Origin of the sequence: Nannocystis pusilla (assembly GCF_020073745.1) — a bacterium.
GTDB classification, from domain to species: Bacteria; Myxococcota_A; Polyangia; order Nannocystales; family Nannocystaceae; genus Nannocystis; species Nannocystis radixulma.
Window position 1 is genome coordinate 1 of sequence record NZ_JAIRAU010000001.1, and the last position, 17,357, is coordinate 17,357.

Genomic DNA, 17,357 nt, shown 5'->3' on the forward strand with positions numbered 1-17,357 from the left:
TGTTCGAGCCGGCCGGGGTGGCGCGGATCCTCGGCGAGCACCGCCGCGGGGCGCGAGACCACGGGCCGCGGATCTGGTCGCTCATCGTGCTCGAGCAGTGGCAGCGGATGTACTGCGACTGAACTGATGAGAACCTCGGGACATGTCCCGAGGAGCAGTCAGGCCTCGGCGGCGCGCGGGATGGAGGCGGCGGGCGGGCCGGGGAGCTCGACGACCTGCAGGTCGGCGCCGGTGTCGACGGTCTTGCGCGCGAGCTGCATGAGGTGGCGGTGGCAGGTGAGGAAGAGGATCTGGGTGGTGCGGGCGACGTCGCGGAGGGCCTGCAGGGTGGTGGCGGCGCGGTCCTCGTCGAAGTTGACGAGCACGTCGTCCATCACGAGCGGGAGCGGCTCGTTGCGGTCGCAGTAGTCGAGGACGTAGGCGAGGCGGAGGGCCAGGAACAGCTGCTCACGTGTCCCGAGGGACAGCTCGCTCGGGAGCCGGAGGCGGCCGCCGCGACCGACGGCGGCGAGGGTGCCGGCCTCGGGCTGGGGGACGACGCGGAGGTGGCGGCCGCCGGTGATCGTGGCCAGCATCTCGGAGGTGTAGTGCAGGATGGCCGACTCGTTCTCGCGGGCGTAGCGGTCGGTGACGCGGGCGAGCACCTGCTGGGCCAGCTGGACGAGGACGTAGCGGTCGACGTGCTGGGTGAGGTCGGCGCCGAGAGCCTCGCACTCGGCGTTGAGGCGAGCGGCGCGGTCGCCCCCGAGGTGCTGGAGCTGGTTGTCGAGCTTGCCCTTCTGCTCGAGGGCGGCGGTGCGGCGGCGCTCGAGCTCGGCGACGCGGCGGGCGAGCTCGTCGCGCTCGGCGACGAGGGCCTCGCGGCGCGCGACCTGCAGCTCGGCGTCGTAGCTGTCGCGCGCCGGGCCGTCGCCGAGCGCGCGGGCCAGGCGCAGCGCGAGCTCGCTCTGGCGTCGCTGCAGGCGGGCGCGCTGAAGTGCTCGTTCGGACATGTCCAGAAGTTCAGGCGTGTCGCGGGCCCCGGCGCGGGCGGCCAGAGCCGCGAGCTCGTCGGCGGCGGCGGCCCGCGTCTCGGCGAGGGCGTCGCGCTCGCGCTGCTTGGTCTCGGCCTGCTCGCGCGCCTGGGCGGCGGCGGCGGCGGCGGTGCGGGCCTCGGCGAGCCGGCGGCTGAGGCGGTCGACGGTGTGCTCGGGGGCGAGGTCGTCGGCGGGCCGACCGAGGCGCGCGAGGAGGGCGGACAGCTCGGCGTCGAAGCCGGCGAGGAGGGCCTCGCCGCGGACCAGCGCCTCGCGGCGGGCCTCGAGCGAGACGAGCTTTTGGGACATGTCCTCGAGGGCATCGATGCGGGCGAGCGCGGCGTCGGGCTCGAGGTCGGCGGGCAGGCCGAGAGCGACGAGGAGGGCGGACAGCGCGGCGCGGATGTCGGCGAGCTCGCGCGTGAGGGCGGCGTGGGCGGCGTGGCCGCGGGCGACGGCGCTCTCGAGGCCGGCGAGGCGGGCGGAGGCGGCTTCGAGGCGGGCGCGGGCGGCCATGGCGGAGCGCTCGCGCTCGCGGAGGCCCTGCGCGAGCGCGGTGAGGCCGGCGCCGGGCCAGGAGAGGCGGCGTTGCAGGCGGGCGGTGAATTCGTCGAGCGCGGGGCGCAGGCGGCGGGCCGCGTCCTCGTGACGGACGATCTCCGCGGCGAGGTCGCGCAGCGCCGTGGCGTCGCGGCACCACGGGATCATCGCCGCCGGCGGGCCGGGGGAGATCCGCGACGGCCGCCACAGCGCGGCCCAGTCGGCGGCCCAGCGCTCCTCGGCGCGGGTGGCCGCGGCGAGGCGCTCGCGGGCGCGGGCGAGGTCTTGCTCGGCCTGATCGATCTGGCGGAGGAGGCCTGTCTTTTTGGCCAGGACGTCGGCGGCGTCGCGCAGGCGGTCGGCGAGGTCGTCGGCGTGGGCCACGGCGCGCTCGAAGCGGCGCACCAGTTGGCGGCGACTGCCGGCGGTGTCGGGGCCCGGGTCGGCCTCCTCGGCGCCGGCGAACAGCGCGCCGAAGCTCTCCTGGCCCTGCAGGCGCCGGCGGACCTCCTGCCAGACCTCCTCGCGGCGGGCGCGGGCGGTGGTGAGGGCGTCCGGGTCGGGCAGGTCGGCGGCGGCGAGCGCCGCCAGCTCGCCGCGCAGGCGGGCGAGGTCGTCGGTCTCTCGAGACAGGTCGGAAAGAGCAGCCCGACGCTCGCGCTCGAGGTCGAGGGCGCGGGCGTGGTGGTCGTCGAGCTCGGCCGGGCGCGGCAGCGGGACGGCGGCCAGCTCGGCGGCGGGCACCGGCGGGTGGAGGCGCAGCAGCCCGAGCTCGAGGTCGCTGCGCAGGCGGACGAGGGCGAGCTCCTGGCGGTCGAGCTCGGCCCGCCGGGCCAGGACGTCCTCGAGCTCGGCGAGCAGGGCGCTGTCCTCGAGGTCCGGCGCGGCGGCGGCGAGGTCGGCCAGGCCGGCGCGCAAGGTCGACAGCTCGGCCTCGTCGTCGGCCAGGCCGCGCGCGGCCAGCAGCAGCTCCTGACGCGCCCGCTGCCAGCGGGTGGCGAGGGCGCGCAGGCGGTCGAGCTCGTGCGGCTGGATGGCCCATCGGGCATGCTCTTCGGGACGTGTCCCGGGAGACATGGTGGAGAGGACAGCCTGCAGCGCCTCGGCCTCGCGGGCCAGGCGCTCGCGCTCGCGCGGGATCACGAGCCGCTGCTCGGTGGCGGCCTCGACGCGACGGACGAGCCGCTCGACGGCGCCGGCCTCGGCGAGCAGGGCCGGATCGGCGGCGGGCTGGTCGGCGCGCGCGAGCAGGCGCGCGAGCTCGGCATCGAGGGCGCGCAGCTGGGCGTCGGCGGCGACGAGGTCGCCATGCCGCAGGCGGGCCCGCTCGGCGGCGGGCTCGTCGAGCTCGGTGCGCAGCGACGGATCGGCGAGGGCGCGCACGAGGCCGAGGTGCTCGTGAAAGTCCTCGAAGGCCGCGAGCAAGGTGCGCAGCCGGGCCTCGCGCTCGCGCAGACGCACGAGCTCGGCCTCGGCGCGCTCGGCCTCGTCGCGCGCGGTGGCGAGGCCGGTGGTGAGCGCGGCGTACTGCGGCTGCGCGAACATGGCGTCGCGCAGGGCGAGCTTGGCGTCGCGCAGCTGGGTGAGGCCGCGGTTGATCGCGGGGTTCTTGCCCTTGGCCTTGAACAGCGCCTCGCTCTCGCTCTGCAGGCCGGCGAGAGCGCCGCGGATCTTTTCGGCGCTGCCCCCGAGCGCGCCGCCGCCGAGCAGCTCGGACAGTCCGGCGACCTGCAAGACGTCGGAGCCCTGCTGCAGGTCGGCGTGGGTGAAGCCGAAGATCGCGCGGTAGAGCTCCTCGGTGATGGCGCCGAAGTAGCGCCCGAACCGCGCGGCGTCGAGCGGGACCTCGCCGGCGTCGCTGTGCAAGCTGCCGGCGAGCGAGTCCTTGCGCTTCTTGAGGCGAGTGACATGCAGCCGCTGCCCGGCGCTGTCCCGCAGGACCGCTCGCAGGGCGATCGCGCGGTAGTCGTACTCGAAGGCGTAGGGGGTGCGCTCGTCGACGCCGAAGAGGAGGCCGTGCAGGGCGCGCAAGAGGGTGGTCTTGCCGGCCTCGTTGGGGCCGTAAATGACGACGAGACCTGGCCCTCCGGGCAGGTCGATGTCGAGCGACTCGAAGTGGCCGAAGCGCTCGACTGTCAGGCGTTCAAAGCGCATGGATCGGGGGGACCGTTGCTGCTTCGAGGAGAGGCTCGTGCCGGCGAGTTGGTGCTTCGAGGAGAGGATCGTGCCGGCGAGTTGGTGCTTCGAGGAGAGTGGTGGGGGCGCGGAGGGTTGGGCCGATGCGGGGGCGCGGGGCGGCGGGAGAGCGTGGAGGGGCGGGCCGGGCGCGGCGAGAACGGGTCCCTCGCGACGCGAGACCTGCCATGCCAGATGCTCGACGCCGATGTGGTGTTTGGGACATGTCCGAAGATTGGCTCGGCGTCTGCGCGTCAGGCACGGGGCCCCTCGCTGCGTCCCATTCTCGCCGCGCCCGGCCCGCCCAGCGGAGAGCGTCTCGGGCCCCGCTCGGCGTGATGCGGAGAGCGTCGTGCCGGCGTGAATCGAGAGGGGTGAGCTCGCAGAGAAATGGGCCGATGCGGAGAGCGTCGCGCCGGCGAGTTGGTGCTTCGAGGAGAGTGGTGGGGGCGCGGAGGGTTGGGCCGATGCGGGGGCGCGGGGCGGCGGGAGAGCGTGGAGGGGCGGGCCGGGCGCGGCGAGAACGGGTCCCTCGCGACGCGAGACCTGCCATGCCAGATGCTCGACGCCGATGTGGTGTTTGGGACATGTCCGAAGATTGGCCCGGCGTCTGCGCGTCAGGCACGGGGCCCCTCGCTGCGTCCCATTCTCGCCGCGCCCGGCCTGCCCAGCGGAGAGCGTCTCGGGCCCCGCTCGGCGTGATGCGGAGAGCGTCGCGCCGGCGGCATTGTGCCGCGAGGAGGTAGCGACATGCGTCTCGCGCTCTGTTCGATGCGAGACGACGATCAGCGTCGCGTTGCCGGGCTGCCTGAAGTGATGATATGAGGTGTCTCTCAGGACATGCTCGGGGGGGCAGCCGAGGTGCAGGGCCGTGGCGAAGTTGCGCGGCGAGAACGGGGCGCGACCATCGCGGCGGACGCACCGGTGTGAGGCCGACTTTCGGACATGTCCTCTCGAGCACATTGCGGCGAGCGCGAGGCGAAATGGGCTTCGGTGAGGGGGTCCATGCCTGAGGCGCAGATGCAGGAACGCTCTTCGAGCATGTCCTACCGGATAGGCCAGGTCGAGCACCGGGCGGCGAGGTCCGGCGTGCCTGACGTGCAGACACGGGATGAATCTTCGGACATGCTCTTGCGAGCAGGGTGTGTCGAACGCCGGACGAGGTAGGTGTCGGCGGGAGGTCGTTGCGCGGACGGAAGCGGGGCCGGCGACGATCTTCGCGGGGCGGGGCGGGGGCGGCGAGAATGGGACGCAGCGAGGGGCCCCATGCCTGACGCGCAGACGCGGGATCGATCGCCGGACACGCCCTGTCGAACACTCCGCGTCGAGCATCTGGCATGGCAGGTCTCGCGTCGCGAGGGACCCGTTCTCGCCGCCCCCGCCCCGACCCACCCAGGTCTTTCACGGCCCCGCGTTCGCGGAGCGGAGAGGCTTTATGCACGGCCTCGCATTCGCGAAACGGAGAGGGTCGCGGCGCGGGGTCGCGTTCGCGGAGCGGAGAGGGTCGCGGCGAGGGGTCGCGTTCGCGGAGCGGAGAGGCTCCATGCACGGCCTCCCATTCACGGAGCGGAGAGGGGTCGCGTTCGCGGAGCGGAGAGGCTCGCGGGGCGGGGTCGTGTTCGCGGAGCGGAGCGGACTGTCCTTGCGGACATGTTCCCGAGGTCAGGGCTCCGGGCGCGCGGAGCTGCGCAGGGCGGCGCGCTCGCATCGGCTGGCAGGTCATTGGACGTCGGGGTGCGTGCTCGAGCGAAGAGGGGCCGGGTCTTGCGCGGTCAGGTGAGGCGTCGCGCGGGGCCCCGGGAGGTCGGGGGCGAGCAGGCCGAGCAGGAGGGCCTCGACCTCGGAGAGGCGCGCGGCGAGGCGTTCGGGGTCGTCGGGGCGCACGCCGAGGTAGGGGGCGACGAGCGAGCCGAGCGAGGCGAGCGCCGGGCCGTACTCGGCGAGGCGCGACGGATCGCTCGCCAGGGCCTGCAGCTCGTCGCGCAGCGCTTGGTGCAGCGCGAGCAGCTCGCCCGTCTCGGTCTCGGCGGGAGGGCGCGTGCGGAAGCGGACCTGCTCGATCCACACGTCGCCGAGGTCGGCCGCGATCGCTCGCGCCTGGGCCGCGAACGGCTCGGGGTGCGCGGCCAGGCGCGCGTGCAGGTGCGTCGCGCCGTCGACGAGGACGCGCGCGAGCACGGGTCGACCGCCCGCCTCGAAGACGACCTGCTGCAGGCGCATGCGCAGGGTGCCGAGGAGGTCGTCGGTGTCGGCCGCGTTGGCGGCGGCGAGGCCGACTTCGGCCCAGCGGAGGACGTCGAGGTCGCGGTGGGCGACGTCGCGGATCTTCAGGTTGTCGACTTCGAAGACGGTGCAGCCGCGCGGGCCGACCTCGTGGGCGTGACGGCCCTGGAGGTTGCCAGGGTAGACGACCCAGGGGTCGCTGTGGAGGATGCTGCGCTTGTGGACATGTCCCAAAGCCCAGTAATCGTAGTTGCGGCGGACCAGCTGCTGGACGGTGCAGGGGGCGTAGTTGCTGTGCTCGGCGGCGCCGATGGCGTTGGTGTGGAGGACGCCGATGTTGACGAGGTCGCGCCGCCGCTCGGGGTAGAACTCGGCGAGGTTGTCCTCGACGCTGCGGTTGCCGTAGCTCTGGCCGTGGACGGCGAGGCCGAGGTCGGGCAGCTCGAGGGTGCCGGCCGCCTCGACCGGGAAGGTGTGGACGTGCTCGGGCAGGGGGATGTGGCGGGCGAGCACGGACTCGGCGTCGTGGTTGCCGCGGACCATGACGACGCGGGTGCCGACGTCGCGCAGGCGGGCGAGCTCGCGGACGAAGAAGAGGCCGGTGTTGAAGTCGCGCCACTCGCCGTCGAACACGTCGCCGGCGAGGATCAGGAGGGCGGCCTGGTCTTCGAGACAGGTGTCGACGAGGCGGCTGAAGGCGCGACGGGTGGCCAGGCGGATGTCGTCGACGGGCGCGCCCTCGATGCGACCGAGCCCGCGGAGCGGGCTGTCGATGTGCAGGTCGGCGGCGTGGATGACCCTCATCCCCGGTGACGGTGGCACCTTTGATCGCGGGGTGCCAGCGCGGCCGGGCTCAGGCGGCGCCGCCGCGGTCATGGATCGAAGTCGGCGGAGATTGGGGCCCAGAGCTCCCTGGGGGCCGATCTCCAGGGCCGCGTCGATCGGCCGACGAGATCTTTCTTGCTCACGTGACGGAGGAATTCCCGGGTGGCGCCCCGGCGGCGCGGACGGCGTGGCCGGGGTCGGGCAGAGCCGCAGGAAGACGCGCGGCCGAGGCGATAGCATCCGCCGGGTCGTGAGATCGTGGACCCCCGCTCCTGCGTATGTGCCCAGGCCGGAACAACCGCGAGCCCGACGCGTCGCGGAGAAATCACATGTCCCGAGCGACACGTCGCCGGACCGGGTGATGCGCGTGCAACAGACCGAGAATTCACGGAAGAAACTGGTGAGCGGCGCTGGCGGCGGCGGGTCTGTTGGGCGAGGGGCTGTGGGAGATCCGCGGGCGGGCCGAGAGCGAGGCCGCGCCGAGGCCGGCGGGGCCGGGGACGCGCGGCCAGGTCGGCAGGTTCGAGCCGCGACCGGAGATGCCTTCGCTCGACCCGCGGGGACGGTGCGAGACGCCCGGGGACGACCCGTGGCGGGCGCGTCCGCGCGGTCGAATCGGTGGGCGGCGAGCGAGACGCGGCGGCCGACGGGCGTGGCGGGCGAGCGCGGCGGCCACGACCTCATCGAGGGGCTGTTCGCGGTCCGCCACGAGGTGACGGGGCGCGCGCCGGGCTTCGTGCCGGAGATCTACGATTTCGGCGAGGGTCGTGAGGCGATCGATCTGCGGGCGGCGATGGAGGCGCCGGCGATCGACATCGCGCTCGAGGACGGCGGGGTCAGGCACGGCGGTGACCCTCAATCTGGCGCGCACGGGGCGGGCAGGCGCAATAAACATGTTTAAAAAGACATGCACGATGGGGCATGTGCGAAAGGGCAGGCAAATTCATGAGCGGTAACGAGAGGTCGCGATCGACAGGGCCGTTATTGTTGGTGGTCGCGGGGCTGGTGGTGGCCGCACTGTGGTGGTGGCGCGGCGGGGCCGGCGGCGGGGCGGAGCCGGAGGCGGCGGACGCGGGCGCGCTGCCGGTGCAGGGGCCGGTGGTCGCGCTGCCGGAGGGTCGGCCGGAGCTGGTGCTGCCGGTGCGCCTGGGCGAGCGGGCGTCGATCGCAGGGACGGTGCGAGACCCTCGCGGGCAGCCGGTGGCGGGGGCGCAGGTGTGCGCGACCACCCGGGCGGAGATGCTGGCGAGCAAGGACACCGAGAAGCCGATCTGCGCGACGAGCGAGCGCGACGGGCACTACCGCATCGAGGGGCTGTTCGGGGTGCGCTACACGGTGATGGCGAGCGCGCCGGGGTTCGCGCCGGGCGTCTATCAGCAGGGCCAGGGCGCGGCGTTGCGGAGCTGGATCGATCTGCGGCCGAAGATGGAGGCGGTCGGGATCGACGTCTCGCTCGAGGACGACGGCGTGGAGATCCACGGGGTGGTCAAGGACTTGAGCGGCGGACCCGTCGAGGGCGCGCAGGTGCAGGCCGATCGCAGCTTCGCGTGGACAGGCGCCGACGGGTCGTTCTCGATGTGGGTGAAGGCGGGGCCGGCGTGGGTGCAGGCGTCGGCCGAGGGCTACGCGCCGGGCAGCGAGGACGGGGTCGCGCCGGGGCACGCGTTCGAGGTGTTCTTGACGCCCGAGTCGGTGCTCGTCGGCAAGGTCGTGCGCGCAGGCGAGGGCGGCGAGCCGATCGAGGGGGCGCAGGTGTTCGCGACGGGCAGCAGCTGGTCGTTCAACACGAGGTCGGCGTACACCGACGCGAACGGGGAGTTCCGCATCGACGGGCTCGAGCCGGGGGCTTACAAGCCGCGGGCGGAGGCCGACGACGCGCTCGGGGTCGGCAAGGAGCAGGTGATCCTGGGGCTGGGCGAGACGTCGGCGAAGATCGTGATCGAGGCGCACCCGGCGTTCCTGCTCGAGGGCACGGTGGTGACCGAGGGCGGCGGCAGCTGCGACAACGGCAACGTGAGCTTCAACGACAACGCGCAGGGGCGCAGCGATTGGGTGAGCGTCGAGGCGGGGCAGGTGCGCAAGCGCGGGGTCCTGCCGGGGGATTACCAGATCTCGGTCCACTGCACCGGGTTCGTGGCGGCCGAGCGCTACGACCGGGTGAAGATCGTCGACAAGAGCGTGACCGGCCTGCGCTGGGAGGTGACGAAGGGGCACTCGATCCACGGCGTGGTGGTCGACGGGTCCGGCAAGGGGGTGGAGAAGCTGAACATCAGCGCGGCGGCGAAGCCCGACCCGAACAACCCGCGCGCGCACCAGACCGAGGGCGCGTGGGGGGTCGTGACCGACGCGCAGGGGCGGTTCGAGCTGGCGGGGCTGTTGCCGGCGACCTACGAGGTGTCGGTCAGCTCGTACTCGCGGCCGCGGGCGACGCCGGCGAAGCCGACGATGGTCGTCTTGCCCGAGGGACAGGACGTAAAGGACATCCGCATCGAGCTGCCGCCGAGCGGCGAGCTGCGCGGGTCGGTGCGCGACCCGCAAGGGCAGCCGATCGCCAAGGCCAACGTCGGCATCAACGACGGGGTGCACTGGCAGTCGACGCAGGCGGCGGACGACGGCAGCTTCCACTTCGCGAGCGTGCCGGGCGGCGAGTACCGGGTGACGGCCAGCCACGGCTGGTGGGGCGGGTCGATGCGCAAGCCGGGGACCAGCGACGACGACGTGCAGGGCGAGGTGGTCGAGGTCCGCGACGGCAAGGTCGCGACGGTGAAGCTGGTGGTCGAGAGCTCGTCGGGGCGGATCAGCGGACAGGTGCGCGACGAGAGCGGCGGGCCGGTGGCCGACGCGTTCATCGAGTCGACGCGCGAGTCGGACAGCGCGGCGGCCTCGGCGGGCCGGGCGGTGCGCAACGGCCGGTGGGGCTCGTTCTGGGAGCAGCCGAAGCTGACCGACCAGGACGGCAGGTTCACGCTCGAGGGGTTGCCGACGGGCAAGCACACGCTCCGCGCGCACCGCAAGGGCGGCGGCGAGGCGATCGTCGAGCACGTGGAGCTCGGCAGCGACGTGGTGCTGACGATCGAGGCGGCCGGTCGGATGTCGGGCACGGTCGTGGTGCCCGGCGGCGGAGCGCCGGAGGAGTTCACGATCTCGGCGGTCGACGAGGCGACCGGCTACCGCCGCGGTGACCAGTTCTTCCGCACGGGCGGGGCGTGGAGCCTGGCCGAGCTGCCGGCCGGGAAGTACAAGGTGAGCGTGAGCGCGGGCGCCGGTACGGCGGAGATCCACACGACGATGAGCGCGGGCAAGGACACCAGCGGGGTCCGCATCGAGCTGGCGCCGAAGGTGACGGTGCGCGGCACGGTGGTCGACACCGACGGCAAGCCGGTCGCGGGGATGGAGGTGTCCGTGCAGGCGCCCGGCACCTGGTCGAGCAGCGGGGCGGACGAGAACAAGCTGCACGTGACCGACGAGCAGGGCCGCTACGAGGTGGCCAACGCGCCGAGCGGGCAGGTGTCGATCCAGGTGTATCCGCGCGGCTGGGGCGACAGCGAGTTCTCGTGGTCGTCGATGCCGGCGCAGCTGTCGAACTCGGCGTCGGTGATCGAGCTGCCGCCGATCAAGGTGGCGCGCCGCCGGGTGAAGGACGGCGAGGCCTCGGGCGAGCTGGGGATCAAGTACAAGGAGTCGGAGGCGGGCGCCGACCCGCTGGCGCGGCGGTTGATCGTGGCGCACGTGCGGCCCGGCGGTCCGGCGGCGGTGGGCGGGATCCAGGTCGGGGACGAGGTGACGAGCGTCGACGGCCAGGACGTGAGCGGGGCGAACGCATACCTGTACTACGCGCTGACGAACGTCCCCGAGGGGACGACGCTGACGTTCGGCCTGGCGAGCGGGAAGAGCGTGGCGGTGACGGCCGGCAAGAAGCCGTGAGGAGTGAGCTGTCCCTCGGGTCATGTGATTGGACCCGAGGGACAGGAGGGATCGATGCGCATGCGGAGCGAACGAGTCGTCGGTGCAGTGTTGCTGGTGATCGCGGGCGGACTGTGGTGGCTGCGCGGCTCGCCGGAGGAGGTGGGGATCGCGGCGGGCGAGGAGGTTCGCGGGCCGGAGCTGCCGGCGGTGGGGCGCGAGGGCGCGGAGGAGCCGCAGACGATCGAGCTGCGGCTCGGGGCGCTGGCGTCGATCGCGGGGACGATCACCGATCCGCAGGGCAAGCCGGTCGCGGGCGCGCAAGTGTGCGCGTCGACGATGTCGGAGCGGCTGACGCAGGACGAACGGCGTCGACGCAACTGCGTGACGAGCGAGCGCGACGGGCACTACCGGATCGCGGGGCTGTTCGGGGTGCGTCACGAGGTGATCGCGGGGGCTCCGACCTTCAAGCCGACGCGGTACGAGCGCGGCGAGGGGGCCGGGCGGCGCGAGTGGATCGATCTGCGGCCGGCGATGGAGGCGCTGGGCGTCGACATCGTGCTCGAGGCGGGCGGCGTCGAGGTGCGCGGGGTCGTGAAAGATCTGAGCGGCGGCGCGATCGAGGGCGCGGTGGTGCAGGACTGGCGGCAGTTCTCCACGCTCACCGGGCCCGAGGGCGAATTCTCGATGTGGGTGCAGCCGGGGGAGATCGGGCTGAGTGCGACGGCCGATGGCTACACCATGGGCAGCGACGGGGGGGTGGCGCCGGGGCACGCGTACGAGATCCTGCTGACGCCGGAGGCGGTGCTCGTCGGCAAGGTGGTGCGGGCCGGCGGCGGGGAGCCGCTCGAGGGCGTGCGCGTGCTGGGGAACGGTCCCGGAGGAGGGTCGACGATGACCGACGCGCAGGGACAGTTCCGCATCGACCGCCTGCTGCCGGGGCCGTACAAGCCGCGGGCGGAGTCGGACGAGGTGTACGGGCTGGCCGAGGAGCAGGTGATGCTCGGGCTGGGAGAGACGTCGGAGCCGGTGGTGATCGCGGCGCATCCGGCGTTCTTCGTCGAGGGGCGCGTGGTGATCGAAGGGGGAGGGAGTTGTGACACCGGCTGGGTGGCGCTGCGCGACGCCGCGGGCGGTCGCTGGGCGCAGGCACAGGTGGAGGTGGACGGGGTGGCGCGGCTCCGCGGGATCCGGGCGGGCGAGTACAAGGTCGATGTGCGTTGCCAGGGACATGTCCCTGAGGACACGTACGAGGACGTGAAGATCACGGACAGGAGCGTGTCGGGGCTGGCGTGGAAGGTGTCGCGCGGGCAGGCGATCCGCGGGGTGGTGGTCGACGCGCGCGGCGAGCCGGTGGCGAAGGTCCGGGTCGTGGCCGCGCCGCAGCAAAACGCGAGCGACCCGCGGGTGCAGAAGACGTCGGGGAACGCCAAGACCGCGGCGAGCGGGCGCTTCGAGGTGACGGGGCTGCTCTCGGGTCGCTATCTGCTCGAGGTGCAGGCGTGGGAGCCGCCGCGGGCGACCCCGCCGAAGCCGCTGGAAGTGACCGTGTCGAAGGGACAGGATCTCGATGGGGTGCGGATCGAGCTGCCGGCGACGGGCGAGGTGCGTGGGAGCGTCCGCGACGCGGAGGGACGGCCGGTGCGCGGGGCGTCGGCGGCGCTGTCCGGCGGCTCGAGTCGCTACGGGTCGTCGGTGGCGGACGACGGGACGTTCCGCATCGAATACGTGGGGGCCGGCGAGTACCGGGTCAGGGCGCACCGAGGATTCGAGGACCTGCGCGCGCCGGGCACGAGCGACGACGACGTGCAGGGCGAGAAGATCGAGGTGCGCAGCGACGCGGTGACGACGGTGGACCTGGTGGTGGCGAGCGCGAGCGGGAAGATCACCGGGGTGGTGCGCGACGAGCACGGGAGCCCGGTCGCGGACGCGTTCGTCGAGGCGGCGCGGGAGTCGGAGCGGGCGGGGGCCGCAGGGAACGCCGGCTCGCTCGAGACGCGGTGGAGCTTCGGGAAGAAGCCCAACCTGACCGACGCCGACGGGAGGTTTTCGCTGAGCGATCTGTCGGAGGGCAAGCACACGCTGCGGGCGCACCGTCGCGGCGGTGGTGAGGCGCTCGTCGAGCACGTGGCGCTCGGGAGCGAGGTGACGCTGACGATCGCGGCGGCGGGACGGGTGGCCGGGACGGTGTCGCTGCGCGGGGGCGCTGCGCCGGAGGAGTTCTCGGTGCGGATGTTCGACGAGACGAGCGGGTATCGCCGCCAGGATCAGTTCTATCGCACGGGCGGGGCGTGGAGCTTCGCCGAGGTGCCGGCGGGGACGTTCAAGCTGCAGGTCAGCACGGGGGCCGGGGCGGCGGAGACGACGGTGACGGTGGCGGCCGGCGAGGAGCTCGCGGGCGTGCGCGTCGAGCTGACGCCGAAGGTCACGGTGCGCGGGACGGTGGTCGACCTCGACGGGAAGCCGGTGCCGGGGATGGCGGTCCAGGTGACGGGAAGCGGCGCCACGGCGAGCGCGAAGGACGGCAAGGCGAACGTGACCGACGAGTCAGGTCGGTTCGAGGTCCACAACGCGCCGGCGGGGCCCGTGCGCGTGATCGTGATACCGAACGGACGCGGCGACTACGACTTCACGAGTGCGTCGGCGCTGCTGTCGGCCGAGGCGCCGACTGTCGAGCTGCCGCCGATCCCGATCGCGCCGCGGCGGGTCGAGCCGAACGGGGCGTCGGGGGACCTCGGCTATACGCTCCGCGACGTCGAGCCCGGGGCAGATCCGCTGCAGCGGCGCTGGATCGTGGCGCACGTGCGGCCCGGGGGACCCGCGGCGCGGGCCGGGGTGGTGGTCGGCGACGAGATCGTGAGCGTCGACGGACACGACGTGCGCGGGGCGAACAACCACCTGTTCTTCCCGCTGACGCGGGTGGCGGCGAACACCGCGGTGACGCTGGGGCTGGCGCGCGGGGCGAGCGTCGCGGTCACGGCCGTGCCGCGATGAGTTTTTATTAAAGAGGGCATGTCCGTTGGGACATGCGTATGGCGACATGCCCGACTGGGCATGTCGCCAAGGACAGGGCGATCCGCTCAGAGCTGGTCGGGCAGGGCGGCGTCGAGGGCGTCGCGCAGGTCGATCTCGCTGCTGGCGGCCGGGGCGGTCGGGCCGGCGCTCTTGCGGCGGCCCTCGGCGAGGATGGTCTCGGGGACAGGTCGCAGGTCCCACACGAGGCCGACCCAGCTCATGGCCTTGAGGATGTAGTAGGTGATGTCGACCTCCCACCAGTAGAAGCCCTGGCGGGTCGAGCCCATGTAGTGGTGGTGGTTGTTGTGCCAGCCCTCGCCGAGGGTGATGAGCGCCAGCAGCCAGTTGTTGCGGCTGGTGTCGGTGGTGGCGAAGCGGCGCTTGCCGAACACGTGGGCGAGCGAGTTGATGGTGAAGGTGCCGTGCCACAGCAGGGTGGTGCTGAGGGCGAAGGCGATGAAGAGGCCCGACCAACCCATGGTGAGGGTGGTGAGGACGCCGAGGACGGTCGGCGGGACATACCAGTGCTTGTCGAGCCAGCGCAGCTCGGGGTACTTGGCGAGGTCGCGGATCTTGTTGTAGTCGGTGTGGCCGGCGTTCTTCTCGTAGATCCAGCCGATGTGCGAGTACCAGAAGCCGCGCTGGATCGGCGAGTGGGTGTCCCACGGCAGATCGCTGAACTTGTGGTGGTTGCGGTGGTGCGCGGCCCACCACAGCACGCCGCGCTGCGAGGCGGTCTGGGTCAGGAAGGCGGCGATGAACTGGACGATCCGGCTGGTCTTGAAGGTGCGGTGCGAGAAGTACCGGTGGTACCAGCCGGTGACGAAGAACATGCGCCCGAAGTAGAGGGCGAAGCACATGGCCCAGTCCTGCCAGCGCGCGCCGGTCCACAGCGCGCCGAGCGGGAGCAGGTGGATGATCGCCATCGGCCCGATGCTGGCCCAGTCGTACCCCGGTCGCTCCGGCGCAGGGAGGTCGCGGTACTTGTCGGGGATCGGGATCGGCGAGTCGAGCTGCATGCGCTCCGGTCAAGGTGCCGGAGTTGCCCGATCGATGCCTGTCCTCGAGTCGTCACCTCGTGTCACGGTTTGGTCACCGGACTCGGGACGACGAACTTGTAGCCTGTGCCCCGCACCGACACGAAATACACGGGGTTCACCGGGTCGGGTTCGAAGTGGCGCCGTAGGCGCATGATGAAGTTGTCGACCATGCGCGTGTTGGGGTAGTTGGCGAGCTTCCACACCTGCTCTTGCAGCTCCTGGCGCGAGAGCACTCGACCCGGATTGGCCGCGAAGTAGCGCACGAGGTCGAACTCGAGGCGCGTGAGCTTGACCTCCTGGTCGCCCATGCGGGCCTCGCCGCGCTCGACGTCGATGACGGCGTCGCCGAAGCGGATCGGCGCGGTCGATGCGGTGGTGTCCTGCGCGGGTCGCTCGAGCGGCGGGCGTTGCTCGCGCTCCCACGAGCGCCTGCGCAGCAGCGAGCGCACCCGGGCCAGCAACTCGCTGAGCTCGAACGGCTTGACGAGGTAGTCGTCGGCGCCGACCTCGAGGCCGCGCACGCGGTCGTCGGTGGCGTCGCGCGCGGTCAGCATGAGGACGGGGCTGAAGTTGCCGCCGTCGCGCAACTTCTTGCACAGCTCGAAGCCGTCGGTGTCGGGGAGCATGACGTCGAGGACGATGACGTCGTAGCGCGCCCCGAGCAGGAGCTCGGCGGCCCGCCGCGCGGTGCTGGCGAGGTCGACGGCGTAACCCTCGAGCTCGAAGTTCAGCTTGAGCCCGGCGGCGAGGTGCTGCTCGTCCTCGACGAGGAGGAGTCGGGGGGTGGTGAGGTTCATGCCGTGCGCAGGCGGATGGGGAGGGTGATGCGGAGCGTGGTGCCCTGGCCGGGGCCAGGCGAGAGGGCCTCGGCGCGACCGCCGAGCGAGCGCACGATCGCCGAGACGACGTAGAGGCCGAGGCCGGTGCCGCGGCGCTCGCGGACGGCCTCCTCGGGGACGCGGTAGAAGCGCTCGAAGACGCGGCGCAGGTGGGTGCGCGGGATGCCGATCCCGCGGTCGCGCACCTCGAGCGCGACGAGCCCGCGGCCCTCGACGGCGCTGGCGCTGACGACGACCTCGACGTCGTCGCCGCTGTACTTGATGGCGTTGTCGATGAGGTTCTCGAGCACGGCCGCCAGCGCGACCTCGTCGGTGACGATCCGCAGCTCGGGGGCGATGTCGACGCGGACGACGTCGTCGGCCAGGTGGGCGCGACGCGTGACCCCGCCGGCGCAGCGGCGCGCGAGCTCGGCCAGCGAGATGTCGGTGAGGTGCTGCGACGGCCGGACCTCGCCGGCCAGGCGCGTGGCCGTGAGCACGCGGTCGATGAAGGCGCTCAGGCGCTCGACGTCGTCGAGCATCATCCGCCGCAGCCGCTCGTGCTGCGCGCCCGGCAGGTCGGGCCGCGCGAGCGTCTCGAGGCACAGCTTGAGCGCGGCGAGCGGGCTCTTGAGCTCGTGCGTGACCGAGTCGATGAAGCTGGTCTGGCGCCGGACCTCGCGGATCTCCCGGACCAGGAAGACCGTGAAGAGGACGATCACGAACATGACGACCACCAGCGAGCCGATGCCCGCGGCCAGCAACCAGCGGTTGCCGCGCAGGTCGGCCACCAGCTCGGGGTTCTGCAGCACCAGGTAGCTCCAGCCGACCAGCAGCGCCAGGCACAGCGCGACCGCGCCGGAGGCCAGGATGATCGGCACGGAGATCGACCGCGTCATGCGGGCGATCGCCATGGTGCGTGTCCTTCGAGTCATGGCGAAAGGTTCATAGACTTGCGGACATGTACGAAAGTTGTAGCGAGCCCGGGGCGCTGGCGAGCCCGGTGCGGCTCTTGACCGCGCCGGCGTCGAGCTCGACGCGGTCGAGCGCGGCGCCGACGGCGGTGCAGTAGTCGATGACGCTGTCGTCCTCGGGGTCGCAGGCGGGCGCCGGCTCGGCGAGGCGCTGCTCCGGGGTGCAGGCGAGGTCGGACAGCGCGAGCGGCGGGAGGGCGCGACCGTCGGCGAGGAGGAGGCGGACGCCGCCGGGCCCGGGCGCGACCGGGGCGCTCCACCACACGCGCACGGCGGCGGACCCGGCGGCGCCGGGCATGACGGGGCAATCTGTCCCCTGGGACAGGATCTCGGCGGACACCGGGAACGGCGCGGCCTCGGCGGGGGTGACGTCGGCGGACAGGCCGTCGAGGTCGCGGCCGTCGGCGTCGAACAGCTGACCGGCGATGGTGACGCTGACGAGCTCGCGCTGCGGGGCGGGGATGACGAGCTCGAGCGCGCGCAGCTCGTCGCGCTCGCTGCTGGGGGCGAGGCTGGCGGCGATCGGGACGCGGCGGGTGCCGTCGCGGGCGAGCACGACGAAGCGCGTGGGGATGAGACCGGCCGGGTCGAGCGGGCGGCTGAAGTCGACGTAGAGGAGGGTGCCGACGCCCACGCCGAAGTACTCGCGCTCGTCGCCGCTGGCCGGCGGCTGAGCGTGGGCGGAGAGGATCTTGGTGGGCGGCCCGAGCGGCCGCGCCGGCGCGGCCGCACCCGCGGGCGGCTGCGCCGGCAGGCCGGGCGGGGCGACGGCGCAGGCGGCGAACGCGAGGACCGCCGCGACGCGGAACAGGGCAGGCACGCGAGCGC

9 protein-coding genes are annotated in these 17,357 nt (G+C 73.0%); 3 read left to right on the forward strand and 6 right to left on the reverse strand.

All coding sequences use genetic code 11. The annotated features are described in order from the left end of the window. Window positions 1-158 precede the first annotated feature (158 nt). Both K7C98_RS00005 and K7C98_RS00010 read right to left on the reverse strand, forming a co-directional pair. Window positions 159-3,710, reverse strand: a complete 3,552-nt coding sequence (locus K7C98_RS00005; RefSeq protein WP_224189382.1) for an AAA family ATPase — start codon at window positions 3,708-3,710, stop codon at window positions 159-161. A gap of 1,740 nt (window positions 3,711-5,450) precedes the next feature. Continuing rightward, a complete protein-coding gene (locus K7C98_RS00010; protein ID WP_224189383.1) occupies window positions 5,451-6,758 on the reverse strand; it encodes a metallophosphoesterase family protein in 1,308 nt (435 codons plus the stop codon). Between the two features lie 673 nt (window positions 6,759-7,431). Between K7C98_RS00010 and K7C98_RS00015 the strand changes: the two genes are divergently transcribed. The 3 genes from K7C98_RS00015 to K7C98_RS00025 all read left to right on the forward strand — a co-directional run bounded on the left by K7C98_RS00015 (window position 7,432) and on the right by K7C98_RS00025 (window position 13,676). Beyond that, window positions 7,432-7,680 (forward strand): hypothetical protein, encoded by a 249-nt coding sequence (locus K7C98_RS00015; protein ID WP_224189384.1) that lies wholly within the window; start codon window positions 7,432-7,434, stop codon window positions 7,678-7,680. 104 nt (window positions 7,681-7,784) lie between these two features. After that, on the forward strand, window positions 7,785-10,703 hold the full coding sequence (locus tag K7C98_RS00020; protein WP_224189385.1) for a carboxypeptidase regulatory-like domain-containing protein: 2,919 nt from the start codon (window positions 7,785-7,787) through the stop codon (window positions 10,701-10,703). Between the two features lie 60 nt (window positions 10,704-10,763). Continuing rightward, window positions 10,764-13,676 carry a carboxypeptidase regulatory-like domain-containing protein gene (locus tag K7C98_RS00025; RefSeq protein WP_224189386.1) on the forward strand — a complete coding sequence of 971 codons (2,913 nt, stop codon included), beginning with the start codon at window positions 10,764-10,766 and terminating at the stop codon, window positions 13,674-13,676. 86 nt (window positions 13,677-13,762) lie between these two features. Here K7C98_RS00025 and K7C98_RS00030 read toward each other — a convergent pair whose 3' ends face one another. The 4 genes from K7C98_RS00030 to K7C98_RS00045 all read right to left on the reverse strand — a co-directional run bounded on the left by K7C98_RS00030 (window position 13,763) and on the right by K7C98_RS00045 (window position 17,349). Further along, window positions 13,763-14,716, reverse strand: coding sequence for an acyl-CoA desaturase (locus tag K7C98_RS00030; protein ID WP_224189387.1), 954 nt, complete (start codon window positions 14,714-14,716; stop codon window positions 13,763-13,765). Between the two features lie 62 nt (window positions 14,717-14,778). Next, window positions 14,779-15,534, reverse strand: a complete 756-nt coding sequence (locus K7C98_RS00035; protein WP_224189388.1) for a response regulator transcription factor — start codon at window positions 15,532-15,534, stop codon at window positions 14,779-14,781. After that, the gene (locus K7C98_RS00040) at window positions 15,531-16,490 is read right to left on the reverse strand and encodes a sensor histidine kinase (RefSeq protein ID WP_224189389.1); all 960 of its coding nucleotides are present in this window, start codon (window positions 16,488-16,490) and stop codon (window positions 15,531-15,533) included. The genes K7C98_RS00035 and K7C98_RS00040 overlap by 4 nt, the downstream gene beginning before the upstream one ends. A gap of 10 nt (window positions 16,491-16,500) precedes the next feature. After that, on the reverse strand, window positions 16,501-17,349 hold the full coding sequence (locus tag K7C98_RS00045) for a hypothetical protein (RefSeq protein WP_224189390.1): 849 nt from the start codon (window positions 17,347-17,349) through the stop codon (window positions 16,501-16,503). Window positions 17,350-17,357: the final 8 nt, after the last annotated feature.